Origin of the sequence: Pseudarthrobacter sp. BRE9 (assembly GCF_031844305.1) — a bacterium.
Lineage (GTDB): Bacteria > Actinomycetota > Actinomycetes > Actinomycetales > Micrococcaceae > Arthrobacter.
The window spans coordinates 48,565-75,220 of record NZ_JAUZUY010000011.1; the positions used below are offsets into that span (position 1 = coordinate 48,565).

The following is a 26,656-nucleotide window of genomic DNA, read 5'->3' on the forward strand; positions in this document are numbered from 1 at the left end:
ACGACGGCGTTCCTCACCGTGGACGGGCCGGGTGGCCTGGGCTGGCGGGGAAGAACCGGGGAAAGAGCGGGCGCGGGCAGACTCGGCCCGAGGAGCCGTTTACATTCCCGAAACATGGTGGATACGTGAACTTCACGCGGGAGCGATTTGTGTAACGTGGCCGCAACTTTAAGCGGCATTGGCTGAAACACGCGACGCCAAAAATGGATCCCGGGGGAAATGCCCCGGGGCCAAAACGGGCCCTGGACCAAGATCACGTTGCGAAGGGACCCACCGGTGGAAATCACTGCCCAACACGTCTGGCTGATGATTTCGGCCGCCATGGTACTGCTGATGACCCCCGGGCTTGGGCTCTTCTACGGCGGCATGACCCGTGCCAAGGCCGCGCTGAACATGATCATGATGAGCTTCATCTCGGCAGGGATCGTGGGCGTGGTGTGGGTTCTCTGGGGATACTCGATGACCACCGGAGACGGCGTCCTGGGGCTCTTCGGAAATCCCTTCACCAGCTTCGGCCTGCAGAACCTGATGGGTTCGCCCGACCTCCTTAAGGCCGGCTACAGCGCCACGTTCGCCATCATCACCGTGGCCCTGATCAGCGGCGCCATCGCAGACCGCGCCAAGTTCAGTGCATGGGCGGTGTTCGTGCCCGTGTGGATCACGCTGATCTACTGCCCCCTCGCCTACATGGTCTGGGGTGGCGGCCTGATGAGTGCCGGCGGAGCCGTCACCGCAATCTTCGGCCAGGTCATCGACTTCGCCGGCGGCGCGGTGGTGGAAATCAGTTCAGGAACCGCGGCGCTGGTGCTGGCCATTATCGTGGGGCAGCGCCACGGCTTCGCAAAGGACCCCAACCACCGCCCCCACAACCTGCCCTTCATCATGCTGGGTGCGGCCATCCTGTGGTTTGGTTGGTTTGGCTTCAATGGCGGCGCCGCAACCAGCGTTGAACAGGCCGGCCTGATCTGGATCAACACCCTGGTGGCCCCCGCCGCAGCCATGCTCACCTGGCTCATTACGGAAAAGATCCGCCACGGGCACCCCACCTCCCTGGGTGCCGCCTCCGGTGTCGTCGCCGGCCTGGTGGCCATCACCCCTTCCTGCGCCAACGTCAGCCCGTTGGCGGCAATCGGCCTGGGCCTGGTGGCGGGAGCAGCATGCTGCGTATTCGTGGACCTCAAGTACCGGTTCGGCCTCGACGACTCCCTGGACGTGGTGGGCGTCCACCTGGGCGCCGGCCTCATCGGCACCCTGTCGCTGGGCTTCATCGCCCTCCCCGTGAACGGCCAGGGCGGCGGCCTCCTCTACGGCGGCGGTGTCCAGCAGCTCATCGCCCAGACAGCCGCCGTCGTCATCACCCTGCTGCTGTCCGGAATTGGTACGGCGGTCATTGCCCGGGCCATCAACCAGGCGGTGGGTTTCCGCGTCAGCCACGAGGCCGAGACCGCCGGGGTGGACCTTTCCGAGCACGCCGAGACCGCCTACGCTTTCGGTGAGATCGGAGCGGGCTTCAATCCACTGCGCCAGGCGGCGGCCCACATCCCCACCGCTGCGGCTCCCGCGGAGCGGCACACCAGGGAAGACTCCTTCGCGTAGTTTCTAGTCCGCAAGGATCTTGTAAAGCGCGCGGCGCGTTTCGTCCATCTTCTCAACGGCAGCAGCACGCTGTTCCTGCGTCACACCAGTACGGAACTGGTGGATGGCGCCCAGGAGCTTGCCGATGCTTTGGTGGAAGTCCCTGTCCGCACTGTCCGGCTCGGCGTTCCAGGCATTCTCCATCTCCTCAGCGTGCTCCGCCACGTAGGCCTTGCCAGCGTCCGTGAGCGCGAACTCGGTCCCGCGCCCTTCACTGAGCGCCTCGATGAGACCCTCGTCCACCAACTGCTGGAGCGTGGGGTAGATGGATCCGGGGCTGGGCCGCCACATTCCGTCGGTCTTTGCGGCTATGGTCTTGATCAGTCCGTAACCATTGGATGGCGCCTCCGCCAGCAGCGAGAGGATGGCTGCGCGGACATCCCCCCGGCTCGCACGCCGGCCGCCCCGCCCGAAACCGGGCCCAAAACCGGGCCCAAATCCAGGCCCAAAACCAGGTCCAAAACCCGGACCGAAACCGGGACCGAAGCCGGGACCCCTGTGCCCGTGCGGGCCCCTGCGGCCCCTCCCCCGCTCGAAGCGGCCTTTGCCAAACTCGGGGCCGGGATGTTTATCGTCGAAAATGCCTTTCATGGTGGCATCGTCCTTTCATTCGTGAGTGGCCGCTGTGTCATCAGCGATAGTTAACGATATGTCGTTAACTATCGCCCGGTCAATGGTTTCGCGTGACCAAATCCTGACCTTTCACCCCTGTTTCGCACATTGGCAGGAGCGTATTCTGTTCCCACCTTCGAGGACGAGGGCTGAGGAATGGTGAAAAGGCGTAAGCGCAGGCGCGGCTTTGGCGCGGCCCTGGGAAGGATCCTGGGGTTCCTTGCTGCGAGTGTCATGTGCGGTGTGCTGGCGGCCAGCCTGGTAGTCCCGGCGGTGGCAGCCGCGGGGATGGGTGTCAGCTCCTCTATTGGCTTCTTCGAAAGCCTGCCCGCGGAGCTGACGGTGCAGCCGCCGTCGCAGGCTACGAAAGTCCTGACCTCCGACGGGCAGCCGATCGCAACGTTTTACGCGGAAAACCGTATGCGCGTGCCGCTGGACCAGATGTCGCCCTACATCAAGGACGGCATTGTTGCCATCGAGGACAGCAGGTTTTACGACCACGCGGGCGTGGACCCGCAGGGGATACTGCGGGCGCTGGTGTCCAACCTGACCAAGGGCGGCGAGCAGGGCGCATCGACGATCACCCAGCAGTACGTCACCAATGTCCTGAACGAGGCACAGCTCTCGCAGGACAGGCCCGACGAGGTGGTCCTGAACGGGCAGAAGACCCTCGGCGACAAACTACGGGAGATGAAGCTCGCCGTCACCCTGGAGAAGAAGTACAGCAAGGACCAGATTCTCGAGGGTTACCTCAACATCGTGTTTTTCAGCAGCAATGCCTACGGAATTGAAGCCGCGGCCCGCTACTTCTTCAGCACCAGCGCGAAAGACCTCACCCTTCCCCAGGCAGCCTTGCTGGCCGGGCTGGTCAACAGCCCCACCCTGTACAACCCGGCCACCAATCCGGACAAGTCGATCGTGCGCCGCAACCAGGTCCTGTCCGAAATGCTGCGCCTGCACAAGATCACCCAGGCCCAGCACGATGAGGCCGTGGCAACGCCCATTGAATTGAAGGTCACGCCCCAGCAGCAGGGCTGCGCCAATGCGGCCATGGCAGCCTACTTCTGCGATTACATCTCCCACCTCATCCTCAACAATCCCGCCTACGGCCCGACGGAAGCTGAACGTGAGCGGAGGCTGTACAGGGGCGGCCTCACTATCGTCACCACCCTGGACAGCAGGTTGCAGGCCGCCGCGCAGGCCCAGGTGGACGGGACAGCAGGCGCAAATCCCGACCGGTGGGCAGCTTCGCTGGTGACCATTCAGCCCGGCAGCGGCAAAATCCTGGCGATGGCCCAAAACACGGTATTTCTTCCGCAACCCGGCAAGTTTGATACCAACCTGAACTTCAACGTGGATGCGAAGGACGCGCAGGGCAATGACCTGAACGGCGCCGGCGGGTTCCAGCCCGGGTCCACCATGAAGCCCTTCACTTTCGCCGAATGGCTGAACGAGGGCAAGTCGATCACCGCCGAGGTGGACGCCTCGCGCCGGGTCTATCCCCTGGGCTTTGCTTGGAAGGACAGCTGCGGCAAGGTGCTGGGGGCCTACAGCACAGCGCAGGCAAACCCTGCCCTTGGTGCTGCTGACGACCTGCAGAACGCGGAAGAGGGCTTCTACCGGCGCATGCCCGTCAACTACGGCCTGTATAACTCGATCAACACCGCCACCTTCGCCTCGGCCGCGCAGTTGGATTTCTGCGGCATCCAAAAGATGGTGGATGCCGTCGGGCTGCACAGCGGCCTCGACAGCAGCCCTGTCAACATGCACCAGCTCGGCAACCTGCTGGGCGGAACCGGCATTGCCCCCCTTACCCTTGCCGACGCCTTTGCCACTTTCGCCACGGACGGCCGCTACTGCGCACCCATCGCTTTGGTTGAGATCAAGGATGCCGCGGGGGCGAAACTTCCTGCCCAGGCCCCCGATTGCCACGACGCCGTCAAACCGGACGTGGCCCGCGGCGTCAACTCGGTGCTGCAGGATGTCCTGAAGAAGGGCTCCGGCGTCTGGATCAACCCGAAAGTGCATGACAAGGTTCCCACCGCGGCCAAGACCGGTACCTCGAACAACAACGGTTCCACCTGGGTGGTGGGCTACACCACCGGACTGGTTACGGCGTCCTTCTTTGGCGATGCGCTGGAAGGCCAAAAGCGGGCAGGACAGAACGTGACAATCAACGGCACCTTCTATCCACGCCTTGACGGGTACATGATCGCCGGGCCGCAGTGGGCCAACTACATGCTCAAGGTGGCGCCGCTTTATCCCGCTGCCCCGTTCGCACCGCCTCCCGCTTCGATGATTGGCCCCAACCCCAATTACAAACCGTAGCCCTGTTACCTGCCCTATGTGGAACGCAACTTTCGGCTGCTGCTAGCCCGCCCCCTTCCACAGGCGCTTCCACCATGAACGGGGGGGCTCCGGCTGGGCAGCGGCAGGATCCTCAGCAACCCGCGCGGCGCGCCGGCGGTGCCAGCTCTCCACTTCCTCCTCCACATCGCGGGTCTTGGTGATCACCGGCGGGCCGCCCTGCAGTTGGCGACGGGCATCGATCACGCGCCGGTTGAAATCCTGCAGGAGGTCCCGGACCTGCTGCTCGGTGTACTGGTCGTCCAGCTTGGCATCGAGTTCAGCGTCCTCGGTGCGGAGCAGGATGGCAGCAGGGCCCAGGCCGCTGATGTTTTCCCGCTGGATCAGCCCCTTGACCCACCAGTCGGGGTCGTAGGATTCGCCGAGGCCGGGAATCGGTTTGCCCGCATATTTGAGGTTGTCGAACTTGCCCTGCGCCATGGCGTCCCGGACCAGGTATTCGGCGCGGGCAGCGTCGCTGACTTTCCGGCGCTTCTCCCGCTCCTGGGCGTCGAGGGCATCCAGGGCGGCTTCCTCCTCGGCACTGATGCCGGCGCCGCGGTATGAACGGACCTCCGCCGCCCGCTCCAGGCGCTTCCGGAAGTCCCCTGCCCCGCCGCTCATCGCTGCCACCGCCTTCCCTCTGGCTGTCTGCCTTCCAGTATTTCAGCGGTGGGCTGGCCTGTTCAACGCCCAAGGTGGGCGGACGACGGCGGGAGGTCCCGCCGTCGTGCGCCCACCTTGGGCCGTAGCGAAGGTTGGTGACGGTCACTCAGGCGTTGGCGTGCTCGGCCAGGATCCCGTCGATCTGGCCGACGGCCTCCTTGAGGCCCTCTTCCATGCCCATCGCCATGACCTGCTCCAGCTGTTCCTCAGACTCGAAGGCGGACAGGATGGTCATGCGGGTCCGCTCGCCCAGTGGCTCGAGGCTCACGGTTGCGTGGGAGACGCCCAGCTCGCCCGTGGGGTTGCCGTCGTCGTCCGCAAAACCGTCGTTGAACTCGAGCTGGCGGGGTGCCTCGATGCTGGTGAACTCCCACCAGCCGTGCGCCTTATCCCCTGCCGGCCCTGTCATGTAGTACTTGGCCTTGCCGCCCGGCACGAAGTCATGGGTGTAGAAGGTCGCGGGATAGGTGGGCGGGCCCCACCAGCGCTCCAGCTGCCGCGGGTCCTCGAAGAGCTGCCAGACGCGTTCCACGCCGGCGTCGAACTCGGCAACCAGGGTAAGGCTCAGGGCCTCGGGGTTCTTATCCGTACTGATGACTGTCATGGCCATGCCTTCCTAACCTTCAGCGAGAATGTCTGCCATCCTGGCGGCGCGCTGCCGCCAGATGTGTTCATATTCGTCAAGCAGCCGCCGGGCTTTTTCCAGTCCTTCGTGATTGCCCCGCACGATCTGCTCCCTTCCGCGTTTTTCCTTGGTGACCAAGGATGCGCGCTCCAGCACGGCCACATGCTTCTGGACGGCCGCGAAACTCATGGCGTAGAGGGCTGCCAGGCCGGAGACGGAGTATTCGCGGGCTGTGACCCGGCGGACGATGTCCCGCCGGGTGGAATCGGCAAACGCCTGGAAGAGGCGGTCCACTTCTGTGCCACTCAGCTTATCTACAACCATTTGGTTGTACGTTAGCCGCAATACGGCCGCGCGTCAATGGGTTTTGTTCGGCGCCCATCCGGGCCTTGGCCACAGCAGCCGAGGTCGCCCTGCCGGTGCGGGTATCTTGAAGTCCATGAGCATCTTCCTCGCCGGCGCGGGCCCGGATCCACTGGGATTTCCGGAAGTCTTTGACCGGTTCGCAGTTGACGTCGGAGAGCGTGCCGGATGGCGCCGGCCTGCCCGCATTGCCGTTGCAGTGCATGGTCCCGAAGGAAAGCTGCACGACCTCGTGGCGTCCTACGCCGAACCCCTCCAAGCCAGGATCGAGTGCGGGATAGTTGCTGTGCCCCTTCAAGACGGAAGGCCTGCCGATGCTGCCGCCTTAGAGGCAGTGGACGCGGTGGTGGTGGGCGGGGGTTTGACGCCGGCCTATTGGGAGGCCCTCCACCCTGTGGCCGCACTCATCAGGGGGTTGATTGCCGACGGCGCGCGCTACCTGGGGTTTTCCGCAGGTGCCATGGTGGCACCCGAGCACGCGCTGGTGGGCGGCTACCGAATCAACGGCGTGGAAGTGTGCGGCGAGGAGTGCTCGGAGGGCCTGGATTCCGTGGATATGCGGGAGGGACTGGGACTGGCCCGTTCGCGGTGGATGTCCATGCCGCGCAGGCGGGGACGCTGAGCCGTGCCGTAGGTGCCGTGGCGGCCGGCCTCGTGGACAGGGCAGTGGCCATTGACGAAAACACAGCCCTGATTCTGGCTGGCACAGAAGACCTGGGCTACAAGGTCATCGGCAGCGGGAACTGTTGGGACATCCACCAAGCCGGAGGGGCCGCCGTCGTATCCGTCCGCCCGGCGCGCTGACAGGCCGGAACCAGGGTGACCCGCCAGTACCGCCTATGAGTCGAAGTGGGTGCGAACACTGCCGCCGGACAACTGCTCAATCAGTTCCTTGGCAACATCGCGGAGCTTACGGTTGCGGTTGCTGGAGACCTTGGTGAGGATTTCCATGGCTTCCTCCTGCGTGCACCGGTTCTGCGCCATGATGACACCGCAGGCCAGGTTGATGGCGGTCCTGCTCGCCAGCGCGGCCTCAAGGTCGTCGGCCCGGTTCTCTATCGTGTTGATGCGCACGGAGAGTTGCATGGTGTTGTGCACCGCCCCAGCGAAACCGACTGCCTTGTCATAAACATCCGCCGTAAAGACATGGGGCTTGGCGGCGAAAAAGTTCAACGCCGCCCTGGCCTCGCCCGTGATTTCCAGCGGCACTCCAAGGGAGCTGCGCACGCTGTTCTCTGCCAGCTTTGCATTGAATTCCGGCCATCTCGGATCTTTTGCCACGTCGTCGATCATGACGGGAGTCATCTCACGGAGGGCACGGACACAAGGCCCATCGCCCAGCGACTGCTCAATGTGGTCAAGCTCCACTGCACGCGCACTGCTGCCGGCTGCAGTGGCCGGCCGCCGGTGGAGTTTAAGCGTGACAGCGCACTCGATCCTATCGTTCGCAGCTTCAGAGACCGCCGCGGCAGCCATCCCGGAGAGCCCGGACAGGAAATCCACAATGTCTTCAGCGCCCACCAGGATTTCCTGCAGCTGGCGCACGGACTCGTTATCTGCTGAAGTCGACATGGAGCAATCCTACTGTCACATGCCCAGCGCCGCATGGGACGCCGAAAGGTTGGCATATGCTGGAGAAATGTCCCAGCACCTCCCAATTGACGAGCTCAGTACCGTTATTGCTCGGATTCGGGGGCTGCTATTAACAGAAGAAAAGGTGGATACCGCCGTCAGCCTCCTGGCCCAGGCGGCCAAGGATTCCGTGCCGGGTACCATCGGCGCCGGGGTCTCCCTTCTGGACTCCCGCGGCCGGCGTACCAGCAGCGGTTACACGGATGGGGTAGTGGAACAGGCTGACGCCGCCCAGTACCGCCATGGTGAGGGCCCTTGCCTGACGGCCTGGGCAGCCGAGACTCCTGTCCTGGTTCAGGACCTCCATGATGACCCGCGCTGGCCGCTGTGGCGGGACTCCGTGCGGGATTTGCCTATCCGGTCAGTGGTCAGCGCACCATTGGTTGCCGGCAAGGAAACGCTCGGCGCCATCAAGCTGTACGCTGCTGCCCCGTCTGCTTATGACACGGCCAGCATTCGGCTCCTCGAACTGTTCGCTGCGCCGGCTGCCACCCTCCTGTCGCACGTCCAGGGGACGGAGGCTCCGCACAAGATGACGGAAGCACTGCGAACGTCGCTCCACAGCAGGGATGTCATCAACCGTGCGTGCGGTGTCCTGATGGAACGCCTTGGCACGAGCCACCAGACGGCGCTGCAACAACTGATGAACCAGGCGCGGCAGGAGCGCACCACCTTGCTGAATGTCAGCGAATCCATTCTCGCCGGGACGCCGGCGTCCGGGATTTAGGCAGCACGGATGGCTTTCGATCCGCATGAACCGGAACAAAGACGCCGGCTCCGTGCAGCCATCAGGGCAGCAGACATCTCCGTACCAGAGCTGTGGTTGAAGTACTTTGGCATGTCCGGAGACGCAGGTGAATACGAGGTGGAGGCCTATCTGCAGGGCCTTCTCTCGCTGCCGCCGGTCCAGCGCGACCTGCTGGCGCTTGCGGCGAATGAGCTGATCGACGAGCGGCCGCGGCCGCGTGCACCCTACTCCAATGACTTCCCCTCCAGGTCCGGGGCGGCGGAAGGTGATGACGACGGCGGCAGCGAGCCAGGTGCCGCCGCACCGGGTCCCTAGGGGCCGTACCCGCCGGAAGGACATGCGGCCCTGTTCCGAATGCCGTGGACAGGCGTAGTGTCGAAGGCAGGAGGTTTCCGGCTGCGACATCCGGAAATTGACTACCGGGCCTTCGGCGATGAGAGCGGGAGGCCGACAGCCAGCAGCAACGGTCACTGGCGCAACTAGGGATCGAGGCCCTATGGCCCACAAGGATGCAGTCACCGCGGCCGACGAGTATCAGGATTTATTGCTCGATACTCCGGAATTTCCGAACTTCCTCTTGGGCCTGGCGACCATTTCAGCATCGCAGCTGGGGGCGGACGGCGCGCCACTGGCCTGTACTGTCACCGTGGAGCGCGACGGTGCATTGTCCACGTTTGCGTACAGCAGCGAAGAGGGCCGCCGGCTGGACGAGACGCAGTACGCCTTCGGTACCGGCCCTTGCCTCACCGCCCTCAGGGAACAGCACACGGTGTTGATCGAAGACCTGCAGCTTGACCAGAGATGGGGGCCATATACCTATGCCGTCGCCAAGCTGGGTGTGCAGTCGGTCCTGGCGGCGCCCATCCACACAGACCCTCATTCCCAGGCGGCACTGAATTGCTATGCGCATACTGCCCATGCTTTCGGCCCGGACACCATCAAGCTTGTAGAGGAGCAGGCCGCGTCGATGTCCCGTATCCTTCGTCTCGCCCTCCGACTCCACGCACCCCAGGTTTTTCCCGAGGACTTGCGTGCGGCCCTTAAGTCGCGTGCGGTGGTGGACGCGGCGGTTGCCCTGGTTATGCTCCAGGCCCGGGGAGGCCGGGACGGTGCACTGGAGCTCCTCCAGGCTGCCGCCAAATCCGGCAACCGCCGGATCCAGGAAATTGCCCAGGAGATCGTGGCAAGGGGAAGTTTTACCGCAGGGACGGACGAGGGGGAAGAATGAATGCCGAATGGACCGGGGGCCCGGACCAGCTGATCGAAGCCGACGAGCAAAGGCGTGGAGCCGCACGGCGCTTCCGGGATACCGGCGTTCCACTCCTCAAATTGTGGACTTATTACTACGGCATCGGCGGTGACGTGGACGAACTGTCCCTCGACGCCTACCTCAACGAAGCCCTGCACCTCCCGGCGGCCCAAGTGGGGCTTGTTGCCACTGCCATGACCGAACTGACACGGGATGATGCCGGATGACGGACAACAAAGGGCCACTCCAGGAACCTGATGGCCTGGCCCGGGCGGACAGCGAACAGTCCTTCCAGCGGATGGTCCTGGAGAGCCGCGATGTCCGTGACTTCCTCGCGGAACTGGCTGTCCGGGCAGCGTCGCGGCTGTCCTCGCCGGGTAACACCGTCCACTGTGGAGTGACTGTCATCCGGCGCAGGAAACCTCAAGCGGTCGCTGCCAGCGATGCCGCGGCCAAGGCCCTTGACGAACTGCAGAACGGATTCGGTGACGGCCCCTGCCTCACCGCACTCCGAAACCGGACCACCCTCCTGGTTCCCGACTTGGCGACCGAAGAACGCTGGTTGCCCTATGTCAGGACCGCCCTGGAGCACGGGGTTTCGTCGATCCTTGCCGTTCCACTGGATCTTGCGGGGGACGCAGAGGCCGTACTGAACCTTTACTCCGGCTGCAGCAACGGGTTTCCGGCCGAGGACATCAGCACGGTGGAGGCGTTCGCACGGCAGGCAGCCGGCTCGATCCGACTAATCCTGCGGATCACCCAGCTGAGCGAAGCGCGGGAAGACCTGTCCGCAGCCATGCAGTCGCGCACAATCATCGACATGGCCGTCGGGGCCATCATGGCTGAAAACAGATGTACCCGGGACGAGGCCTTCAACATCCTCACCCGGGCCTCCAGCGCGCGCAACGTCAAACTCCGGGACGTGGCGGCCTCAGTCATCACGTCGATCTCCGGGGAAGAGAAAATCCCAACCCACTTCAGCGAGTAGCAACATATGCTGCAGCTCACACGTGATGAGAATCACTCGCAACAAATGGGTGTTTCGGTTGAGTCGGTTATTCCTGCATGGGCACTATGGATAGGCAGGGCGGGGAACATCCGCCCTTGACATCCTGGTGACGCGACGAGGCCCACCGGTGAGCACAGGCCACCGACCCTCCGAGCGCGGACAGGCCCATTGACCGGACTCGACGCCGGCTTGAATACAGGAAAGTACTGAACAATGACGTTTAACACTGCCGAATCCGTGACGCTGAAGATCTGGGACCGTAGCTCACTCCACGAAACCCTGGATTCCGCGGTCTCGGACCTCTCCTCGCGCCACAACACCACCACCTGCCGCATCGCTGTCACCTGCAGCGGCCCCAACACCTTCACCCTGAGCGTGCGCGGGGACGAACCGGCGCTGGCACTCTAAGCGGTCCACCCCCAAAGGGCGCGGACGACGCCGGGCACCACCCGGCGTCGTACGCGCTTTTTTACTGGCCCTAGGCAGCAGGGCCGTGGCACAGGACTTTGCGTGCTGGTACGGATCCGCGACGGGGACGGGAACGGCGTAGCATTCGTCAAGTAGGCGCAGCAGGACCGGGAGGAAGCATGGATACCCAACGCAGGGCCAATCGGTTTGATCTTGGATCCCTGGCACTGCCCGTCATCCAGGCGCCGATGGCCGGCGGACCCTCCACCCCGCAGCTTGCCGCCGCCGTCAGTGCTGCCGGCGGGCTGGGATTCCTCGCGGCCGGCTACAAGACCGCAGCGGCCATGCGCTCCGAGATCGAAACCCTTCGGTCACTCACGGGCCGGCCCTTCGGGGTCAACCTGTTCGTCCCCCAGCCGTCGGTCATCAGCCCCGGGTCCCTTCAGCAGTATGCAGCGTCCCTGGCCCCCGACGCCGATCGCTTCGGTGTCAGCCTGGGAGAGCCACGGCATGACGACGACGACTGGGACAAGAAGCTCGAGATCCTGCTGGAGCTCGCACCTGCGGTTGTTTCGTTTACCTTTGATGTTCCCGGATCCGGGATGGTCCAGGCCCTCCAGGAGCGGGGCGTGCATGTGGTGGCCACGGTGACGGACCGCGACGAGGCGCTTCAGGCCCTTGCGGCAGGTGCCGACGCCCTGTGCGTCCAGGGCCCGGAAGCCGGCGGCCACCGCGGAACATTCAAGGCGGCTGCTCCGCCTCCCGTAGTGCCCCTGCATGGAATCCTCGAGGAGCTGGCCGATCTTGAAGTGCCGCTCATCGCAGCAGGCGGGATTGGGACGCCGGAGGATACGCGGGCGGCGCTTGCCGTCGGTGCGGCGGCGGTCCAGGCCGGAACGGCTTTCCTCCTCTCTGACGAAGCAGGAACCAAGGCGGCGCACCGGGCCGCCTTGTCGTCGTCGGACCGTTTCCCCACCACCGCCGTCACCCGCGCCTTCTCGGGCCGCAATGCCCGCGGCCTCTACAACGAATTCATGCGCCGGCATGACGCTGAGGCGCCTTACGGGTACCCGGAAATCCACCACCTGACCACTCCCCTGCGGGCCGCCGCCGCTGCCGCCGGGGAGCCGGACTGGCTGAACCTGTGGGCGGGCATCAACTACCGGCACGCCGCGGAAGGCCCCGCCGCCTCGATCCTGAAGAGTCTCGCCCCGTAGGGCGTTGCACCGCCCATGCCATGGACGACGGCGGGCCGGCCCCTTTCGGAGCCGGCCCGCGATGCGTGGGTGTGCTTTAGAGGGTGGCGGTGTCGATCACGAAGCGGTACCGGACGTCCGAGGCGAGGACGCGCTCGTAGGCCTCGTTGATCTTCTCTGCCGGGATGACCTCGATCTCGGCGCCCAGGCCGTGCTCGGCGCAGAAGTTGAGCATCTCCTGGGTCTCGCGGATGCCACCGATCATGGAACCGGCGAATGAACGGCGTCCGCCGATCAGTGCGAAGGCATTGACGGGGAGCGGCTCGGCGGGGGCACCGACGTTCACCAGCGCGCCTTCGAGGGCCAGCAGCTGCAGGTAGGAGCTGATGTCGATCGAGGCGCTGACGGTGTTGATGATCAGGTCGAAGGTGCCGGCGAGTTCCTTGAAGGTGTTCTCGTCGCTGGTGGCGTAGTAGTGGTCCGCGCCCAGGCGCAGCCCGTCCTCCTGCTTCTTCAGCGACTGGGACAGGACCGTCACGTCGGCGCCCATGGCGTGGGCGAGCTTGACGGCCATGTGGCCAAGGCCGCCGAGGCCGACGACGGCGACCTTCTTGCCGGGCCCGGCGCCCCAGTGCCGCAGCGGGGAGTACGTGGTGATGCCGGCGCACAGCAGCGGTGCCGCGACATCGAGGTCGATGCCCTCGGGGATGGTCACCACAAAGTCCTCAGTCACCACAACGTGGCTGGAGTAGCCGCCCTGGGTGATGGTGCCGTCGCGGTCAACCGCGCCGTAGGTGCCCACCATGCCGTTGAGGCAGTACTGCTCCTCGCCTTTCAGGCAGTTGGCGCACTCCTTGCAGGAGTTGACCATGCAGCCAACACCCACGCGGTCGCCGACGGCGTGCTTGGTCACCGCCGAGCCCACCTCGGTAACGATGCCGGCGATTTCATGGCCGGGCACCAGCGGGTACTGCTGCGGGCCCCAGTCGCCCCGGACCGTGTGGATGTCCGAGTGGCAGATGCCGGCAAACTTGATCTCGATCCTGACGTCGTGGGGACCCACCTCGCGGCGCTCGATGGTGGTTGCCACCAGGTCCTCCGTGGCGGACGGGGATGCATATGCCTTGACGGTAGTCATGGTTCTCCTGTGATCTGTTGGGGATAACAAAAATGCTACCGGGGCTGTTCGGATCAAACCCCGGAATTCGTGTGGCCAGCGTGGCCCTGTTGTACCTGGTCTTGGGAGTCCTACCCTTGGCGGCCGCCGTAAGTGCCACGCCGGTGGGACTGACAGTCACGGACGGAGGAGCACCTTGATGGCGCGCCGTTCGTCCATGGCCTTGTAGGCCTCTGCCGCCTGGTCCAGCGGAAGTTCGAGGTCGAACACCCTGCCGGGGTTGATCTCTCCCCGCAGGATCAAGTCGACCAGCTCGGGGAGATACTGCCGGACCGGAGCCGGGCCGCCGTGCAGGTGGACGTGGGAGTAGAACAGGTCCCTGCCCGGAAGCGCCACGTCGTGGGACACGCCCACGAAACCAACATGGCCGCCCGCGCGCGTGGCGTGGATTGCCTGCAGCATCGATTCCTGCGTGCCCACGGCCTCGATGACGGAGTGTGCGCCGAGCCCTTCCGTGAGTTCCTTGATCTTCTTTACCCCTGCGTCGCCGCGCTCCTCGACGATGTCGGTGGCACCAAACTCGCGGGCGAGGGCCTGCCGGTCAACGTGCCGGGACATGGCGATGATTCGTTCGGCGCCCATTTGCCGGGCCGCGAGGACCCCCAAAAGGCCGACGGCGCCGTCGCCCACCACCGCCACGGTCTTGCCCGGTCCCGCCTCGGCCGCCTTGGCGGCAAACCATCCTGTACCCAGGACGTCGGAGGCGGCAAGCAGCGACGGAACCAGGCCGGCGTCGGGCATGTCCGGTGTGGCCACCAGGGTTCCGTCAGCGAGCGGGACCCGCAGGTACTCGGCCTGGGCGCCGCCCACGCCCTGCCGGTGGACGCAGCCGCTCTGGTAGCCGGAGCGGCAGATCCCGCAGGTGTTGTCCGACGCAAAGAAGGAACCAACCACGAACTGGCCGGGGCGGACGTTCTTCACGTCGGCACCCACTTCTTCGACGACGCCCACGTACTCGTGGCCCATCGGCATGGGTTTGGCCAGTTTGTCGGCGCCGCGGTAGGGCCACAGGTCGGACCCGCAGACACAGGCGGCCACGATTCTGATGACCGCGTCCGTGGGCTGTTTGATGGCGGGCCTGTCACGGTCCTCGACGCGCACGTCTCCGGGAGCGTGCATGATGGTTGCGCGCATGCTGGGTCCTCCAAGTGGTGAAAGGCTGAAAGCGGACAATCCCATCAAACCCGGCCCGGGACCCGTTAGCGAGGGTGCTGCTGTAACTGGTTCTGGCAGAACCTCCTTAGGGCCGGACCATCCGTCGTAACGTGTTCCCTATGGATAACCGAGCCGAGGTACGACAGTTCCTGTCCTCCCGCCGTGGGCGCATCACCCCGGAGCAGGCAGGCATCGAACCGTACGGCGGCCGGCGGCGCGTACCGGGACTCCGGCGCGAGGAAGTGGCCCGGCTGGCCGGCGTGAGCGTGGACTACTACACCCGGCTGGAACGCGGCAATCTCTCCGGCGTCTCGGACAGCGTGCTGGACGCCATTGCCGGCGCCCTGGAACTGGACCGCGCCGAGCACGACCACCTTTACGACCTGGCGCGGGCGGCCAACACCTCGGGCCGGAAGAGTGCTGCAGGCACGGGCGGTTCCGCTCCCTCGAAGGTCCGTCCGGAACTGCAGTACCTTTTGGACACCATCACCGGAGCGCCTGCCTTCATCGGCAACAACCGGCTGGACATCGTGGCCGCCAACACGCTGGGGTACGCCCTGTATTCGGACATGTACCGGACCCCGTCACGGCCGGCCAACCACTCCCGCTTCATCTTCCTGGACCCCCGCGCCCACAACTTCTACACGGATTGGGACCGGGCAGCCAACACCAACGTGGCCATCCTCCGCCGCGAGGCCGGCCGCAACCCCCATGACAAGGGCATCGCCGAACTCATCGGTGAACTGTCCATGCGCAGCGACGAATTCCGCACGCTCTGGGCAGCGCACAACGTCCGCCGCCACTACGCCGGAACCAAGTTCTTCCAGCACCCCGTGGTGGGCCTCCTCGAGCTGAACTACCAGGTCCTGGGCCTCGAAGAGGACCCAGGACACACCCTCACCGTCTATCCCGCCACTCCCGGCAGCCCCTCCGAGGAAGCCCTCAAGCTCCTGGCCTCCTGGGCGGTCACCGAGAACATCGCCGAAGCGGCACAAGGCCAAGTCCGCGCCTGATGCGTCAGCGCCCCTTTTCCCTCACGGCTACAGCGCCCGGTGATACTGGCTGGGCCAGCTTTCCTTGGGCTGGTTGGCGGTGAGCCGGAGCGCGAAATAGGGATCGCGCAGGAGTGCCCGCCCAACAATCACTGCATCCACGGATGAGGTCTCCGCGACCTTCCGCAACAGCTCCGGGTCGGAAAGCTGGCCCACCGGGGCCACGGCGACACCGGCGATATCCTTCAGGACCTCGGCGAACTCCAGGTTGAGGCCCTGCCTGTTGGGCGGCGGCGCATCTATGGCCAAAGCCCCGGACGTCACATCCAGGAGGTCGATGCCGAGTGCGGCAAGGCGGCCCGCTAAGACGATGGCCTCATCAAGGGTGATCCCGCCATCGATCCAGTCCGTGGCTGTGATGCGCACGAAAACGGGCTTGTCCTGTGGGAAAGCATCGCGTACTGCTTTGCAGACCCTCAGCGGCAGCCGCATCCGGTTCTCAAGGCCGCCGCCAAAGCCGTCATTGCGGCGGTTCGTGACCGGCGAGAGGAACTGATGGAGCAGGTACCCGTGCGCTGCGTGGATTTCGACGACGTCATAGCCGGCCTCTGCCGCATTAACGGCGGCCTGGGCGAATGCCTCCACGGTCTCTTCCATATCGGCGGCCGTCATCGCATCCGGAACGGTAAGCTGCCCGAACGGCAGTGAGGACGGGGCCATGGGAATCCATCCCCCGTCCTCTACACTGACCGCCCCGTTCTGCCCCTTTCCGAGCCACGGGACCATGTGCGAGCTTTTCCGCCCGGCACTCTGCAACTGGACCGCGGCAACGGCACCAAGATCCTTAATTTGGGCTGCCAGCTTCCGATGCGCCCGGACTTGCCCCGGACTCCAGATACCGAGATCGTGCGGCGTCGTTCGGTGGCGGGGTCCCACTGCCGTTGACTCCACCATGACCATGCCCGCACCGCCCACAGCCCTGGACCCGTAGTGGACCATGTGCCAGCTGGTGGGGACCCCGTCTTCCTTGGCCGAATACTGGCACATGGGCGACATCCAGATTCTGTTCGGAATCTTGAGCGCGCGCAGCTTCAGCGGTAGCGAAAATTTCTCCATGGACGTACTCATTTCCAGACGCCCACTCATCCAACCATTGCATCGGCTTCGCCATGCTGTCCCAGTTCAGCAGGTTCCGCCAGGACTGCGAGAAGGCCGGCCGCGAGGCAGGTCCGCTCCAGCATGCCGTCAATGCTGATCCATTCATGCCGCGCGTGCGCACCGTCGCCGACCGCGCCGAGGCCGTCGAGGACCGGCAGACCCAGCGCCGCGGCGAAGTTGCCGTCGCTGGCTCCGCCCACGGACGTTTCGGCCAGCGGGAATCCCAACAGGTCAGCCACCCGTTCTGCCTCCGCAAACAGACGAGCGGTTTCCGGGGAACGTGCCATGACGGGGCGGTTCCAGGCACCGCTTACAGTCAACATGGCCTCGGGGCTGTGGGGGACCAAATCACTAAGGACTGAATCAATCCGTCGGACCTCGGCCTCGGATGTAACGCGGACGTCGAGGTCGGCTACGGCAGATCCGGCCTTGACATTCGTCCGTGTCCCCCCGTGGACAAGACCCACATTCACCGTGGTTCCTTTGGCGAGGTCCGCGGCGGCGTGGAGCTGCAGGATCACCCGTGCTATCTCATCGATGGCACTGGCACCCACTTCAGGGTCCAGTCCGGCATGAGCTTCCTTTCCCGTGGCCTTGACGTGGAAGATCCCCACCCCTTTTCTGGCAGTTTTCAGTGCGCCGCCGGCACTGGCCTCGAAGACGAGCACCGCATCTCCCCGGACTACTTCTGCTTCAATGACCGACCGCGATGCGGGGCTTCCCACCTCCTCGTCCCCGTTCAGGACCAGCCTGACGTTGGGTCGGGGAAGCCCAAGTTCCTTGGCCATGCGAATGGCCCATACGAGTTGCACGAGGCCGCCCTTCATATCAAAGGCGCCAGGGCCTGAGAAGCGGTCCCCCTCCACTGCCACAGGCCAGTCACGGAGGGTCCCGGCGGACCACACGGTGTCATAGTGGCAGAGGGCCGTGATCCAGCCACCGGCATCGCCCTCCGACGGGTAATCCAGCACAAGGGTGTCACCCCATATGCCTCCGTCGACCAGGCGGCGGGAAGCCGGGCGTCCGATGCGGTCCTGAAGCCACTCCTCCACCCAGGCAAGACCGGATACGAGCAGAGCTTTGTCATCCGAGGGGGTTTCCCGGGAAACGTAGGCGGCCAGATCCCCGACCAGGTCCTCCCTTTTCCCTGAAATCCACGATGGCAGGTCTTGGAGGGTATTCATCGCGCGACAGCCTTACGGTCGAGGGCAAAGAGATGTTCCTCGTCCATGGGAATGGCGCCTGCTTCGAGTTGCCGGATAACCGATACAAGTTCCTCAATGAGGGGCAGCGTCAGTCCATGCTTCGCGGCCATGGCGATGACCGGCCCGTACTGGGTGGGAACCTCAGTGGGACGTTTGCGTACCGCGATATCGCGCCAGATGCCCGAACGGGTCTTGGTCTGCGTAGACAGCCACTTAACAAGATCGTCAGTGGCCTCGGAATTCCTGCTGGGATCCGCCCCGCGGACGTAGCTGGTGGGGTTGAAGGCATCGAATCCCTCAAGGCGGATTCCCTCAGCTGCCGCAACATCGAAGACCTCGGCGGCCAATTCGTTCATCGCAGGCCGGTGGCGGTCGATCAACTCGCCCATGTCGGCATCAGCGAGCGCAGTGGCCGTCAACATGGCACCGAAGCCAAGCTTGGCCCACAGAAATCCAGCGACATTGCCGGTCACGGTGGGGGTTCCCCAATGGCGAAGGTCGTGGGCGAGCTGCCGTACCCGGTCGCTCGTCCCGCCGGAGTATTCGCCCAGTGCCATCGCACCGCTGCCGCCGTCGTTGATGACGCCTGGTTCGAGTACGTCGGCAAAGAGATCCACAAACGCCGTAACAGTGCGATCGACGCCGACGTGCGCAGCAATGGTTGCCTCGTTAAGGCCGTTCTGCATGGACGCCACGTAACCGTCGCTGCCCAGCCTGGGAGCTATCCAGGCAGCGGCACTGTCGGTCGCCTGGGCCTTGACCGCCAGGAGGACCCGGTCCAAATGGTCAGGGGCGTCGTCGAGTCCGTAGACCGGGACATCCGCCACCATTACTCCCGAGGGAGTTTTGATCTGCAGACCATTCTTGCGGATGGCTGCGACGTGGCGGACGTCGGCGTCGACCAGCTGGACCGGGACTCCCTGCGCATGCAGGTGCGCGGCCAAGGTTCCGCCTATCGCGCCAGCGCCTACTACTGTGTACGTATTATCCGTCATGGCTTCCTATCAATTCGTTGTCCTCGCGGTGGGCCGCTTTGTTCGTGGCCCAATGAAGAGGGAGATTCATTGCGCCGGCGGACGAGCCGCCGTCGACGCGCAGGGTTTCGCCCGTGATCCAATCGGCTTCGGCTCCGGCCAGCCACACGACGGCACGGGCAATGTCGTCGGGCTCTCCGCGGCGACCCAGGGGATTGCCCGAGACGGCGGCGGCATATTCCTCCGTCACCGGATTGGCGCTGCTGTTTACGGTCACGAAGCCTGGGGCGACGGCGTTCACACGGATGCCGTACTGCCCGAGCTCCAGGGCGGAAGCACGCGTCGCCATTTCCAAGGCCGCTTTGGAGGTGGAGTAGGGGGCTGCTCCGGGACGGGCGCGCAGGGCAGCACCCGAGGAGATGTTGACGATACTGGCGGGCCGTCCTGCTTCGATGGCCCGCTGCGCCAACGCCACTGTTGCCAGCAATGGCGCCCTGGTGTTGAGGTTTTGCACTGCATCCCATGTGCCGGCGTCCAGGGACAGGAAAGGAGTGGCCGGGTAGATCCCGGCCGAGTTGACCAGCACATCCACCGGGGCGGCGGCCCACGATTCGGCGAGCATCTCCTCGGGACCCGCGGCAGTTGCCAGGTCCATTACCAGGGTTTTCGTGTCCTCAGCGCCTGCTTCCCTGCATGCTGCAGCCGTTGAAGCAAGGGGTTCGGCACTGATATCCACGAGGGTAAGCCGGTAGCCAAGTCCGGCGAACCGGCTTGCAACCTGCCGCCCAATGCCGCTTCCGGCTCCAGTGATGACAGCATGCCGGCTCAATTGAGGACCTTGCCTTTGGTTTCGGGCATCGTCAGGTAGACCGCAACACCGATGGCGGCCGCCACTGAACAGTAGAGCCATACGAGCCCGCCGTATCCGCTGGTGTTCATCCAGGTGGTGATGTACGGCGCAGTTCCGCCGAATATCGCGACGGCGAGCGCGTAGGGCAGCCCAATCCCGGTTGCCCGTACCTCAGCCGGGAACTGCTCGGCCATGATCACCGCACAATTTGCCGAATAGCCCAGGAGCAGGATGATACCGATGACTTCAATGAGCAACAGCATCCAGAAATTGCCGTTGAGCAGCGCGAAGGCTGGCCACGAAAAGAGCAGGAAGCCACCCGCGAAAGCTGTCATTGTTGGTTTGCGGCCGATCTTGTCGGAAAGGAGTCCGGCGAACGGCAGGAGGACGAGGAACAGGCCAACAGCGATGAAGTTCGCGAGCAGGGCCTGGTTCAGGGGAATTCCGGTTGCCACGGCCGCGTAGGTAGGCATATAGGAGACCCACATGTAGTAAAGCAATGTGCCGGCAATGGTGACGCCGAACACCCGCAGGGTAGCCGCAGGATGCTTCACGAACATCGTGAAGATGGCGTTGCGGCGCTTCTCACCAGCCGCTTCTGAGAGGTTCTTGGCGTTGACGAACGACTCAGTCTCCTCGACAGAGGAGCGCAGCCACAGGCCCACCAGGCCCAGGAGCGCAGCTACGATGAACGCCAGCCGCCATCCCCAGTTGTCCAAGGCGTCCTTGGACAGGGTGCTGGTGATGATCGCCCCCATACCGGAGGCAAGCAGAACTCCGGCGCCAACTGAAACCTGCTGCCAGGAGCCGGCGAAGGCGCGCCGGCGTGGCGCGGCGGATTCGACCAGGAATGCCGAGGAGGAACCGAACTCGCCTCCCGCTGCGAAGCCCTGGACCATGCGGGCCGCCACGAGGATGATCGGTGAGACAAGCCCGACGGCTTCATAGGTGGGTGCGAGTCCGATCAGCGCGGTGGCTCCGGCCATGAGGCCAATGGTCAGGACCAGGCCCTTCTTTCGGCCGTGCCGGTCTGCATAGGCGCCCATCAGCGCCGCGCCGACGGGCCGCATGACGAATCCCACGGCGAAGATGGCAAGCGTCGCCAGGAGGGCCGCGATGGGGTCGCCTTTGGGAAAGAAATGATGGGCAAAAATCGACGAGAAGGTGGTGTAGACGGCCCAGTCCACCCATTCAACGGCGTTGCCGATGCTTCCCGCGACGATCGCTTTGCGTCCCTGGGAAGAAAGTTTGGTTCCGTGGACTCCGGCCACGTTCAGCTGCTGTGTCATGAAACAGACGTCCTTGTCGTGAGTTGGGAGGCAACGTGGGTTGCCAGTTCTGCGTGGGTGGCGATCCACACGTCGTTGTGGGATCGGATGTGGTCCATGAGGTCCGCCAGGATCATCAGCCGTGAACGATGGCCGATGATGTGCGGATGCATGGTGAGTTGGAAGACCCCGCCTTCGGCATAGGCTGCGTCGAATTCGTCCTTCCAGATCTGGAGGAGCTGGCGGGGCGGCATGTAGGGACGAAGACCGGTGAAACGGTCCATCATCAAGTAGGGTGCGTCATCCCGGATCCATTCGACAGGGATTTCCACAATCCCGGTAGGCGTACCGTCAGCGAGCAGTTCGTAGGGTTCGTCGTCGGCCATGAGCGATGAGTCGTAGAGGAACCCCAGCTCACGGATGACGTCAAGGGTTGACTCCGAGAAGTCCCAGGACGGTGTCCTGATACCTACCGGCCGGGCTCCGGCCTGGCGCTCCAGTACGTCCACCGCGCGTCCAAGCAGATCGAGTTCCTGCTGATGGCTGAGCAGGGTGTTCCTCTCGTGGATCCACCCATGCACCGCCACCTCATGCCCCTGTTCCATATAGGTGGGGACTTCGTCGGGACGGAGAAGCGCGCATACTGCCGGGATATAGAAGGATGCCGGAGCCGCGTAGCGGCGGAGGAGTTCCAGGATCCGGGGCACTCCCACCCGCGCTCCATACTCACCCTGGGCCATCCGCCCAGGCGAGGTTTCGCCGTCCCGCAGGGACGGAGTTTCGTGGTCCGAGTCGAAGGACAGCAGCACGGCGACGGCGGCACCGCCCTTCCAGCGCACGGCCTGGTCCTGATGCACGAGGGACTGGCCGGCACGGACTTTGTTGACGTGCGCCCGCCACTCCGCTTCGGGCCACTGCCACGATGGGGCGTTGTTCACAATGCGTTCCTTTTCATTCTTAGGGGGTGCCGACAGTTCAGCCACGGCAGGAACGCCGGCCGATCCCAGCCCTGCCTGAATGGATTGATGAGAGTGATCCACCTCTCATTAACCAAACTAAGGGGAAATCAACTATCGGCGCAAGGGGTAGTGGAAAAATCATTCAAAAAAACGTCTCCTAATGGTTTTTTCTCTGTCCAGGCACCGCCGCTGCCGGTAGTCTTGATAGAGAGCAGGCGAACACCCACAACGGCGGAGGCACACCATTCCACTCATGGATGACACGGACCTGGACATCATTGCCGCCCTCCAGGCCGCTCCCCGCGTCCCGGCCAATGCACTGGGCGAAATCCTCGGAGTGCCCACGAGCACCATTACCCGCAGACTCAACAGGCTCCAGAACGAACGCCTGATGAAGGTGATCGGAAGATTCGCCTGGCCGCTGATCCTCTCCGGCAACCCGCAGCAACTCTGGATCTGCTGCGAACCGGGGCGTACTGCGGAAGTGGCAGAGAAGCTCAAAGCCTTCGCCGAAATCCAGTTCGTCATGACCACCTCGGGCACCGGCGACATTTATGCAGATCTCTTTCCCCTGCTGGGATCGGATATCAACGACTTGATCAGCAATCGAATTGCTTCCTTGCCGGGAATCAGGTCGATTGAAACCCGGCTGGTGCTGGACTCCAGACGGGTAGGCCAGAGCTGGCGGTTCCAACGGCTGACCGCTGAGCAGGACGAGGCGTTGGCAGCCCATGTGGTCCCCGTTAACCTGCCTGCCCTGGAATCCATGGACCAACTGTCGGATCTGGAGTTTGGCACGATGTGCGAGCTCGGGCGCAACGCGCGCGCCTCGGCTGCGGAAGTGGCGCGCACCCTGAATGTCAGCAGTTCCTCTGCTTACCGGGCCATCCAGATGCTCCTCGGCACGGGAGCCATTTCGCCACGGGTTGAAGTAGAGCCGGGCGCCGTGGGTTTCCCCCTCGCCGCCGTGGTTTCCCTGCAGGTGAAACCGAAATCCATCGCCCACGTACTGGATCAGCTCAGCGGGCACGAATCAGCGCGCATGATCTCGATGGTGACCGGACAGGCCCCCGTGGTCTTCCACGGCGTCTTCCGCGATCCTCGGAGCCTGGCGGACTTCATCACCGAAGACATCGGCGCCCTGCCCGGAATCCAGGCCATGGACACAAGCGTGGCGCTGAACGTGAAGCGCCGTTACTGGATGGACCGGGACGGCGCTCTCATCGGCGACCAGGTTGAGGGGCTACTGCGCCGTTAGCGCCTGCACCGGAAAGCGGCTGCGAATGCGCCGCGCTTCCGTCCAACCACACTAATTCCAGTCACATTAATTTCCGTTGCGGTTCGTGGCTCCGCGTTTCCTGGCTTGTCTTCTTTGGTCCGCGTTTGTCCCCCGGATGGCGCCATAAGTAGCGCCGTTTCGCCGCGTTTAGCGTCCATTGCGCGCCGCTGGCCAACGCCCTGCGGACCGTGCTTAAGTGTTGGCACGGCACCGGCCAGGCCGTAGGCGCCACCGCCAAGCACCACCTCCAAGCACCATCCAAGACGCCCCAGCCAGACACACCCGCACACCGCCGCGCAGGCGGTCCCACCCATCTCCCAAGCCCACCCGGGCCACAACCCGGGTGCCGTCGTCGTACCCGGAATCTTCCCTGAAAGGAACACCATGTCCTTCCCAGCACCCAAGCCCCACTCCAGCCCCGGCTCCCCTGCGTTCACCCGCCGCCGTGCCCTGGGCGCACTTCTGGCGATTCCCGCCGCCGGCCTGCTGTCCGCCTGCGGCGGGGCCGCCACCGCCGGCAGCCAACGCATCAGCCAGGGCGCCCTGGAACCATTGGCCGCCTCCGTGCCTGCCGGAACCACCATCAAGGTGGGCGATCCCAGCATCAAAGTCGCGCTGGAACTGTCCGGCCTTGCCAAGGACCTGGACGGCTTCACGGTGGAGTTCGCCAACATCTCCGGCGGCCCGCAAACCACCGAGGCGTTCCGCGCCAACGCCCTGGACGTGGGGTCCGTGGCGGACATCCCGCCCATCCACGCCACCTGGACCGGCCTGGACGTGCGCATCATCGCGGCCGGCTACCGGCAGGACGCCGTGAACCATCCCATTTATGAGCTGGGCGTCGCACCCGGAGCCGGCATCAGCCGGCTCGAGGACCTGCGCGGCAAGAAGGTGGCCTACAGCCCGGGACAGGCGCAGGGCGCCCTGGTCCTGCGCATCCTGGACAAGGCCGGGCTCAAGCAGGAAGACGTCAAGCTCGTGGAACTGCCCAGCACCGGGGACGCCTATGCCACGGCGCTGGCCAGCAGGCAGGTGGACGCTGCTCCCCTGGGCGGGGTCCAGATCAAGCGCTACCTGGCCAAGTACAAAGCCGACGGCGCCACCACCCTCCGCCACGGGCTGCGCGATGATCCCAGCCTGCTCTACTCCCCCGCGAAAGTCCTGGCTGATCCCGCGAAGGCCGCCGCGCTTGCCGCCTACGTGAAGGTCTGGGGCAAGGCACAGCGCTGGATCGAAGACCACCCGGCCGAGTGGCTGGAGGGCTACTACGTCAAGGACCAGGGCCTGTCCCGCGAGGACGGGCAGTACCTGATCGACGCGACCGGCAAGCGCGACCTGCCGGTTGCCTGGACCGAGGCAATCGCCCGGCACCAGGAAACCACCGACCTCCTGGCCCGCGAGCAGAAGAAGCCGCAGCTGACGGCAGCCGACCTGTACGACACCAGGTTTGAAGCCATCGCCGGCACCGCCTTCGCTTCCGCCGGAAAGGCAGGTGCGGCATGAGCGCCGTACTGGACCGGCCAGTGCTGGCCCCGCACCAGGATCCGGCGCTGGCCGGGCGGGAAGACGTGCGCCCCACAGGGAAGAGGCTGGGGCCCGGACGACGCCGGCAGCTCGCCTGGGTGGGCCCGTCCGCTTTGCTGCTGCTGTGGACAGCCTCTTCCGCAACCGGGCTCCTCGACCCCAGGATCCTGTCCGAGCCGTGGACCGTGGTGATCACCGCCCGTGAGCTCATCGCGGACGGCCGCCTCCAGGAGAACCTGGCCATTTCCGCCCAGCGCGCCGGGCTGGGGTTGTTCTTCGGGATCCTTGTAGGCGCCGTGCTGGCGCTCCTGTCCGGGCTGAGCCGGGTGGGCGAGGCCCTGATCGACGGGCCTGTGCAGATCAAGCGCGCCATCCCGGGGCTGGCCCTGATTCCGCTGCTGATTTTGTGGTTCGGGATCGACGAGACCATGAAGGTCCTCACCATCACCCTGGGGGTCTTTGTCCCGGTCTACCTGCAGACGCATGCGGGGCTGCGCGGCATCGACCTGCGCTTCGTGGAGCTCGCGCAGACCGTGGGGCTCAGCCGGGCCGGGTTCATCCACAAGGTAGTCCTGCCCGGCGCCCTGCCCGGGTTCTTCCTGGGGCTGCGCTTCGCGGTCACCGGCGCCTGGGTGTCCCTGGTGGTGGTGGAGCAGATCAACGCCACCAGCGGCATCGGCTACATGATGGAGCTCGCCCGCACCTACGGCCAAACCAACATCATCGTCCTGGGCCTTGCCGTGTACGGCATTCTTGGCCTGATCTCCGACGGCATTGTCCGCTTCATCGAACGAAAGGCCCTCTCATGGCAGCGCACCCTGGCGGGTTGACCGCCGTCGAAACCCGTCCGGCAGGCACCCCTGCCGGCGCGGCTGCCCCCGCCGTTTCCGTCCGGGACCTGGTGCGTGGCTTCGGCCCCAAAGGCGTCCTGAACGGCGTGGACCTGGACATCGCCCCCGGTGAGTTCGTGGCCCTGCTGGGACCCAGCGGCTGCGGCAAGAGCACCCTGCTGCGCGCCCTCGCCGGGCTGGACCACGACGTCCGCGGCAGCGGAGTCATCAGCGTCCCGGACCGCGTCTCGGTGGTTTTCCAGGACTCGCGCCTCCTGCCCTGGGACAGCGTGCTGGGCAATGTCACCTTGGGCGTTCGGGAGCACGACGCCGACGCCCGGGCGCGCAAGGCCCTCGCCGAAGTGGGGCTCGGCGGACGTGAAAAAGCATGGCCCCACCAGCTGTCCGGCGGCGAACAGCAGCGCGTGGCGCTGGCCCGTTCGCTGGTCCGCGAACCCCAGCTGCTGCTGGCCGACGAACCCTTCGGCGCCCTGGACGCGCTGACCCGGATCAAGATGCACGGGCTGCTCCAGGACCTGGTGGCCGCACACCGGCCCGCCGTCCTGTTGGTCACGCACGACGTGGATGAGGCCATCGCTCTGGCGGACCGGATCGTGGTCCTGGACCACGGCCGCATCGCCACGGTCCGCCCCGTGTCACCGGCGATCCGCTCGTCCACCGATGCCGCCGGCCATGAAGCCCTCCGCCGCGACCTCCTCACTGCGCTGGGTGTCTTGTCTGCAGCGGGCGTCGAGCCAACCCACACTGCTGAACCTGCCGCCGTCGGCCATTAACA

Annotated in this window: 29 protein-coding genes; 16 read left to right on the forward strand and 13 right to left on the reverse strand. The window is 64.9% G+C overall.

Annotated elements, in window-relative coordinates:
* The first annotated feature begins 276 nt into the window (after window positions 1-276).
* On the forward strand, window positions 277-1,596 hold the full coding sequence (locus tag Q9R31_RS17670; RefSeq protein WP_311264012.1) for an ammonium transporter: 1,320 nt from the start codon (window positions 277-279) through the stop codon (window positions 1,594-1,596).
* 3 nt (window positions 1,597-1,599) lie between these two features.
* Here the strand turns inward: Q9R31_RS17670 and Q9R31_RS17675 are convergent, their stop codons facing one another.
* Window positions 1,600-2,226, reverse strand: a complete 627-nt coding sequence (locus Q9R31_RS17675; protein ID WP_311264013.1) for a PadR family transcriptional regulator — start codon at window positions 2,224-2,226, stop codon at window positions 1,600-1,602.
* A 177-nt stretch (window positions 2,227-2,403) separates the two neighbouring features.
* Here Q9R31_RS17675 and Q9R31_RS17680 point away from each other — a divergent pair, with 177 nt between their 5' ends.
* A complete protein-coding gene (locus Q9R31_RS17680) occupies window positions 2,404-4,575 on the forward strand; it encodes a transglycosylase domain-containing protein (RefSeq protein ID WP_311264014.1) in 2,172 nt (723 codons plus the stop codon).
* Between the two features lie 42 nt (window positions 4,576-4,617).
* Here the strand turns inward: Q9R31_RS17680 and Q9R31_RS17685 are convergent, their stop codons facing one another.
* The 3 genes from Q9R31_RS17685 to Q9R31_RS17695 form a co-directional block, all read right to left on the reverse strand.
* The gene (locus Q9R31_RS17685) at window positions 4,618-5,217 is read right to left on the reverse strand and encodes a DUF1992 domain-containing protein (RefSeq protein WP_311264108.1); all 600 of its coding nucleotides are present in this window, start codon (window positions 5,215-5,217) and stop codon (window positions 4,618-4,620) included.
* 148 nt (window positions 5,218-5,365) lie between these two features.
* Window positions 5,366-5,863 (reverse strand): SRPBCC domain-containing protein, encoded by a 498-nt coding sequence (locus tag Q9R31_RS17690; protein WP_311264015.1) that lies wholly within the window; start codon window positions 5,861-5,863, stop codon window positions 5,366-5,368.
* A 12-nt stretch (window positions 5,864-5,875) separates the two neighbouring features.
* Window positions 5,876-6,208 carry a metalloregulator ArsR/SmtB family transcription factor gene (locus Q9R31_RS17695; protein WP_311264016.1) on the reverse strand — a complete coding sequence of 111 codons (333 nt, stop codon included), beginning with the start codon at window positions 6,206-6,208 and terminating at the stop codon, window positions 5,876-5,878.
* 115 nt (window positions 6,209-6,323) lie between these two features.
* Between Q9R31_RS17695 and Q9R31_RS17700 the strand changes: the two genes are divergently transcribed.
* Window positions 6,324-6,869 carry a Type 1 glutamine amidotransferase-like domain-containing protein gene (locus Q9R31_RS17700; protein ID WP_311264017.1) on the forward strand — a complete coding sequence of 182 codons (546 nt, stop codon included), beginning with the start codon at window positions 6,324-6,326 and terminating at the stop codon, window positions 6,867-6,869.
* Between the two features lie 17 nt (window positions 6,870-6,886).
* Entirely contained in the window at window positions 6,887-7,051 is a 165-nt protein-coding gene (locus Q9R31_RS17705; RefSeq protein WP_311264018.1) for a hypothetical protein, read from the forward strand.
* Window positions 7,052-7,084: 33 nt separating this feature from the next.
* On the opposite strand, the gene Q9R31_RS17710 is transcribed toward Q9R31_RS17705, so the two are convergent.
* Window positions 7,085-7,819 (reverse strand): GAF and ANTAR domain-containing protein, encoded by a 735-nt coding sequence (locus Q9R31_RS17710; RefSeq protein ID WP_311264019.1) that lies wholly within the window; start codon window positions 7,817-7,819, stop codon window positions 7,085-7,087.
* Window positions 7,820-7,886: 67 nt separating this feature from the next.
* On the opposite strand from Q9R31_RS17710, the gene Q9R31_RS17715 reads away from it, so the two are divergent.
* The 7 genes from Q9R31_RS17715 to Q9R31_RS17745 all read left to right on the forward strand — a co-directional run bounded on the left by Q9R31_RS17715 (window position 7,887) and on the right by Q9R31_RS17745 (window position 12,510).
* The gene (locus tag Q9R31_RS17715; protein WP_311264020.1) at window positions 7,887-8,606 is read left to right on the forward strand and encodes a GAF and ANTAR domain-containing protein; all 720 of its coding nucleotides are present in this window, start codon (window positions 7,887-7,889) and stop codon (window positions 8,604-8,606) included.
* A gap of 9 nt (window positions 8,607-8,615) precedes the next feature.
* Entirely contained in the window at window positions 8,616-8,942 is a 327-nt protein-coding gene (locus Q9R31_RS17720; protein ID WP_311264021.1) for a hypothetical protein, read from the forward strand.
* 181 nt (window positions 8,943-9,123) lie between these two features.
* Window positions 9,124-9,855 carry a GAF and ANTAR domain-containing protein gene (locus Q9R31_RS17725; protein WP_311264022.1) on the forward strand — a complete coding sequence of 244 codons (732 nt, stop codon included), beginning with the start codon at window positions 9,124-9,126 and terminating at the stop codon, window positions 9,853-9,855.
* Window positions 9,852-10,103: a hypothetical protein gene (locus tag Q9R31_RS17730; RefSeq protein WP_311264023.1), complete on the forward strand. Its 252-nt coding sequence runs from the start codon at window positions 9,852-9,854 to the stop codon at window positions 10,101-10,103. Before Q9R31_RS17725 ends, Q9R31_RS17730 begins: the two co-directional genes overlap by 4 nt.
* Entirely contained in the window at window positions 10,100-10,864 is a 765-nt protein-coding gene (locus Q9R31_RS17735) for a GAF and ANTAR domain-containing protein (protein ID WP_311264024.1), read from the forward strand. Before Q9R31_RS17730 ends, Q9R31_RS17735 begins: the two co-directional genes overlap by 4 nt.
* 234 nt (window positions 10,865-11,098) lie before the next feature.
* The gene (locus Q9R31_RS17740; protein WP_311264025.1) at window positions 11,099-11,293 is read left to right on the forward strand and encodes a hypothetical protein; all 195 of its coding nucleotides are present in this window, start codon (window positions 11,099-11,101) and stop codon (window positions 11,291-11,293) included.
* Window positions 11,294-11,472: 179 nt separating this feature from the next.
* Entirely contained in the window at window positions 11,473-12,510 is a 1,038-nt protein-coding gene (locus tag Q9R31_RS17745) for a nitronate monooxygenase (protein WP_311264026.1), read from the forward strand.
* Window positions 12,511-12,586: 76 nt separating this feature from the next.
* Here the strand turns inward: Q9R31_RS17745 and Q9R31_RS17750 are convergent, their stop codons facing one another.
* Both Q9R31_RS17750 and Q9R31_RS17755 read right to left on the reverse strand, forming a co-directional pair.
* Window positions 12,587-13,627 carry an NAD(P)-dependent alcohol dehydrogenase gene (locus Q9R31_RS17750; protein ID WP_311264027.1) on the reverse strand — a complete coding sequence of 347 codons (1,041 nt, stop codon included), beginning with the start codon at window positions 13,625-13,627 and terminating at the stop codon, window positions 12,587-12,589.
* A gap of 156 nt (window positions 13,628-13,783) precedes the next feature.
* Window positions 13,784-14,800 carry a zinc-dependent alcohol dehydrogenase family protein gene (locus tag Q9R31_RS17755; RefSeq protein WP_311264028.1) on the reverse strand — a complete coding sequence of 339 codons (1,017 nt, stop codon included), beginning with the start codon at window positions 14,798-14,800 and terminating at the stop codon, window positions 13,784-13,786.
* Window positions 14,801-14,940: 140 nt separating this feature from the next.
* Between Q9R31_RS17755 and Q9R31_RS17760 the strand changes: the two genes are divergently transcribed.
* A complete protein-coding gene (locus Q9R31_RS17760; protein ID WP_311264029.1) occupies window positions 14,941-15,834 on the forward strand; it encodes a helix-turn-helix transcriptional regulator in 894 nt (297 codons plus the stop codon).
* A 27-nt stretch (window positions 15,835-15,861) separates the two neighbouring features.
* On the opposite strand, the gene Q9R31_RS17765 is transcribed toward Q9R31_RS17760, so the two are convergent.
* From Q9R31_RS17765 to Q9R31_RS17790, 6 genes are read right to left on the reverse strand one after another with little or no spacing between them, the layout of a single operon-like run.
* Window positions 15,862-16,929 carry an NADH:flavin oxidoreductase/NADH oxidase gene (locus tag Q9R31_RS17765; RefSeq protein WP_311264030.1) on the reverse strand — a complete coding sequence of 356 codons (1,068 nt, stop codon included), beginning with the start codon at window positions 16,927-16,929 and terminating at the stop codon, window positions 15,862-15,864.
* 26 nt (window positions 16,930-16,955) lie between these two features.
* Window positions 16,956-18,155: a M20 family metallopeptidase gene (locus Q9R31_RS17770; RefSeq protein ID WP_311264031.1), complete on the reverse strand. Its 1,200-nt coding sequence runs from the start codon at window positions 18,153-18,155 to the stop codon at window positions 16,956-16,958.
* On the reverse strand, window positions 18,152-19,171 hold the full coding sequence (locus Q9R31_RS17775; RefSeq protein ID WP_311264032.1) for a 2-dehydropantoate 2-reductase: 1,020 nt from the start codon (window positions 19,169-19,171) through the stop codon (window positions 18,152-18,154). Before Q9R31_RS17775 ends, Q9R31_RS17770 begins: the two co-directional genes overlap by 4 nt.
* Window positions 19,161-19,979 (reverse strand): SDR family oxidoreductase, encoded by an 819-nt coding sequence (locus Q9R31_RS17780; RefSeq protein WP_311264033.1) that lies wholly within the window; start codon window positions 19,977-19,979, stop codon window positions 19,161-19,163. Before Q9R31_RS17780 ends, Q9R31_RS17775 begins: the two co-directional genes overlap by 11 nt.
* Window positions 19,976-21,289, reverse strand: coding sequence for an MFS transporter (locus Q9R31_RS17785; protein ID WP_311264034.1), 1,314 nt, complete (start codon window positions 21,287-21,289; stop codon window positions 19,976-19,978). Before Q9R31_RS17785 ends, Q9R31_RS17780 begins: the two co-directional genes overlap by 4 nt.
* Entirely contained in the window at window positions 21,286-22,206 is a 921-nt protein-coding gene (locus Q9R31_RS17790; protein ID WP_311264035.1) for a polysaccharide deacetylase, read from the reverse strand. The genes Q9R31_RS17785 and Q9R31_RS17790 overlap by 4 nt, the downstream gene beginning before the upstream one ends.
* A gap of 274 nt (window positions 22,207-22,480) precedes the next feature.
* On the opposite strand from Q9R31_RS17790, the gene Q9R31_RS17795 reads away from it, so the two are divergent.
* From Q9R31_RS17795 to Q9R31_RS17810, 4 genes are all read left to right on the forward strand, one after another.
* Window positions 22,481-23,485, forward strand: a complete 1,005-nt coding sequence (locus Q9R31_RS17795) for an Lrp/AsnC family transcriptional regulator (protein ID WP_311264036.1) — start codon at window positions 22,481-22,483, stop codon at window positions 23,483-23,485.
* Between the two features lie 405 nt (window positions 23,486-23,890).
* Window positions 23,891-25,009 carry an ABC transporter substrate-binding protein gene (locus Q9R31_RS17800; RefSeq protein WP_311264037.1) on the forward strand — a complete coding sequence of 373 codons (1,119 nt, stop codon included), beginning with the start codon at window positions 23,891-23,893 and terminating at the stop codon, window positions 25,007-25,009.
* On the forward strand, window positions 25,006-25,860 hold the full coding sequence (locus Q9R31_RS17805; protein WP_311264038.1) for an ABC transporter permease: 855 nt from the start codon (window positions 25,006-25,008) through the stop codon (window positions 25,858-25,860). The genes Q9R31_RS17800 and Q9R31_RS17805 overlap by 4 nt, the downstream gene beginning before the upstream one ends.
* Window positions 25,836-26,654: an ABC transporter ATP-binding protein gene (locus Q9R31_RS17810; protein WP_311264039.1), complete on the forward strand. Its 819-nt coding sequence runs from the start codon at window positions 25,836-25,838 to the stop codon at window positions 26,652-26,654. The genes Q9R31_RS17805 and Q9R31_RS17810 overlap by 25 nt, the downstream gene beginning before the upstream one ends.
* Window positions 26,655-26,656: the final 2 nt, after the last annotated feature.

Excerpts from the sequence above, each read along its gene's own strand:
- Q9R31_RS17675 (WP_311264013.1), bottom strand. The coding sequence starts at position 2,226 with ATGAAAGGCATTTTCGACGATAAACATCCCGGCCCCGAGTTTGGCAAA.
- Q9R31_RS17680 (WP_311264014.1), top strand. The coding sequence starts at position 2,404 with ATGGTGAAAAGGCGTAAGCGCAGGCGCGGCTTTGGCGCGGCCCTGGGA.
- Q9R31_RS17685 (WP_311264108.1), bottom strand. The coding sequence starts at position 5,217 with ATGAGCGGCGGGGCAGGGGACTTCCGGAAGCGCCTGGAGCGGGCGGCG.
- Q9R31_RS17690 (WP_311264015.1), bottom strand. The coding sequence starts at position 5,863 with ATGACAGTCATCAGTACGGATAAGAACCCCGAGGCCCTGAGCCTTACC.
- Q9R31_RS17695 (WP_311264016.1), bottom strand. The coding sequence starts at position 6,208 with ATGGTTGTAGATAAGCTGAGTGGCACAGAAGTGGACCGCCTCTTCCAG.
- Q9R31_RS17700 (WP_311264017.1), top strand. The coding sequence starts at position 6,324 with ATGAGCATCTTCCTCGCCGGCGCGGGCCCGGATCCACTGGGATTTCCG.
- Q9R31_RS17710 (WP_311264019.1), bottom strand. The coding sequence starts at position 7,819 with ATGTCGACTTCAGCAGATAACGAGTCCGTGCGCCAGCTGCAGGAAATC.
- Q9R31_RS17715 (WP_311264020.1), top strand. The coding sequence starts at position 7,887 with ATGTCCCAGCACCTCCCAATTGACGAGCTCAGTACCGTTATTGCTCGG.
- Q9R31_RS17720 (WP_311264021.1), top strand. The coding sequence starts at position 8,616 with ATGGCTTTCGATCCGCATGAACCGGAACAAAGACGCCGGCTCCGTGCA.
- Q9R31_RS17725 (WP_311264022.1), top strand. The coding sequence starts at position 9,124 with ATGGCCCACAAGGATGCAGTCACCGCGGCCGACGAGTATCAGGATTTA.
- Q9R31_RS17730 (WP_311264023.1), top strand. The coding sequence starts at position 9,852 with ATGAATGCCGAATGGACCGGGGGCCCGGACCAGCTGATCGAAGCCGAC.
- Q9R31_RS17735 (WP_311264024.1), top strand. The coding sequence starts at position 10,100 with ATGACGGACAACAAAGGGCCACTCCAGGAACCTGATGGCCTGGCCCGG.
- Q9R31_RS17740 (WP_311264025.1), top strand. The coding sequence starts at position 11,099 with ATGACGTTTAACACTGCCGAATCCGTGACGCTGAAGATCTGGGACCGT.
- Q9R31_RS17745 (WP_311264026.1), top strand. The coding sequence starts at position 11,473 with ATGGATACCCAACGCAGGGCCAATCGGTTTGATCTTGGATCCCTGGCA.
- Q9R31_RS17750 (WP_311264027.1), bottom strand. The coding sequence starts at position 13,627 with ATGACTACCGTCAAGGCATATGCATCCCCGTCCGCCACGGAGGACCTG.
- Q9R31_RS17755 (WP_311264028.1), bottom strand. The coding sequence starts at position 14,800 with ATGCGCGCAACCATCATGCACGCTCCCGGAGACGTGCGCGTCGAGGAC.
- Q9R31_RS17760 (WP_311264029.1), top strand. The coding sequence starts at position 14,941 with ATGGATAACCGAGCCGAGGTACGACAGTTCCTGTCCTCCCGCCGTGGG.
- Q9R31_RS17765 (WP_311264030.1), bottom strand. The coding sequence starts at position 16,929 with ATGGAGAAATTTTCGCTACCGCTGAAGCTGCGCGCGCTCAAGATTCCG.
- Q9R31_RS17770 (WP_311264031.1), bottom strand. The coding sequence starts at position 18,155 with ATGAATACCCTCCAAGACCTGCCATCGTGGATTTCAGGGAAAAGGGAG.
- Q9R31_RS17775 (WP_311264032.1), bottom strand. The coding sequence starts at position 19,171 with ATGACGGATAATACGTACACAGTAGTAGGCGCTGGCGCGATAGGCGGA.
- Q9R31_RS17785 (WP_311264034.1), bottom strand. The coding sequence starts at position 21,289 with ATGACACAGCAGCTGAACGTGGCCGGAGTCCACGGAACCAAACTTTCT.
- Q9R31_RS17795 (WP_311264036.1), top strand. The coding sequence starts at position 22,481 with ATGGATGACACGGACCTGGACATCATTGCCGCCCTCCAGGCCGCTCCC.
- Q9R31_RS17800 (WP_311264037.1), top strand. The coding sequence starts at position 23,891 with ATGTCCTTCCCAGCACCCAAGCCCCACTCCAGCCCCGGCTCCCCTGCG.
- Q9R31_RS17805 (WP_311264038.1), top strand. The coding sequence starts at position 25,006 with ATGAGCGCCGTACTGGACCGGCCAGTGCTGGCCCCGCACCAGGATCCG.
- Q9R31_RS17810 (WP_311264039.1), top strand. The coding sequence starts at position 25,836 with ATGGCAGCGCACCCTGGCGGGTTGACCGCCGTCGAAACCCGTCCGGCA.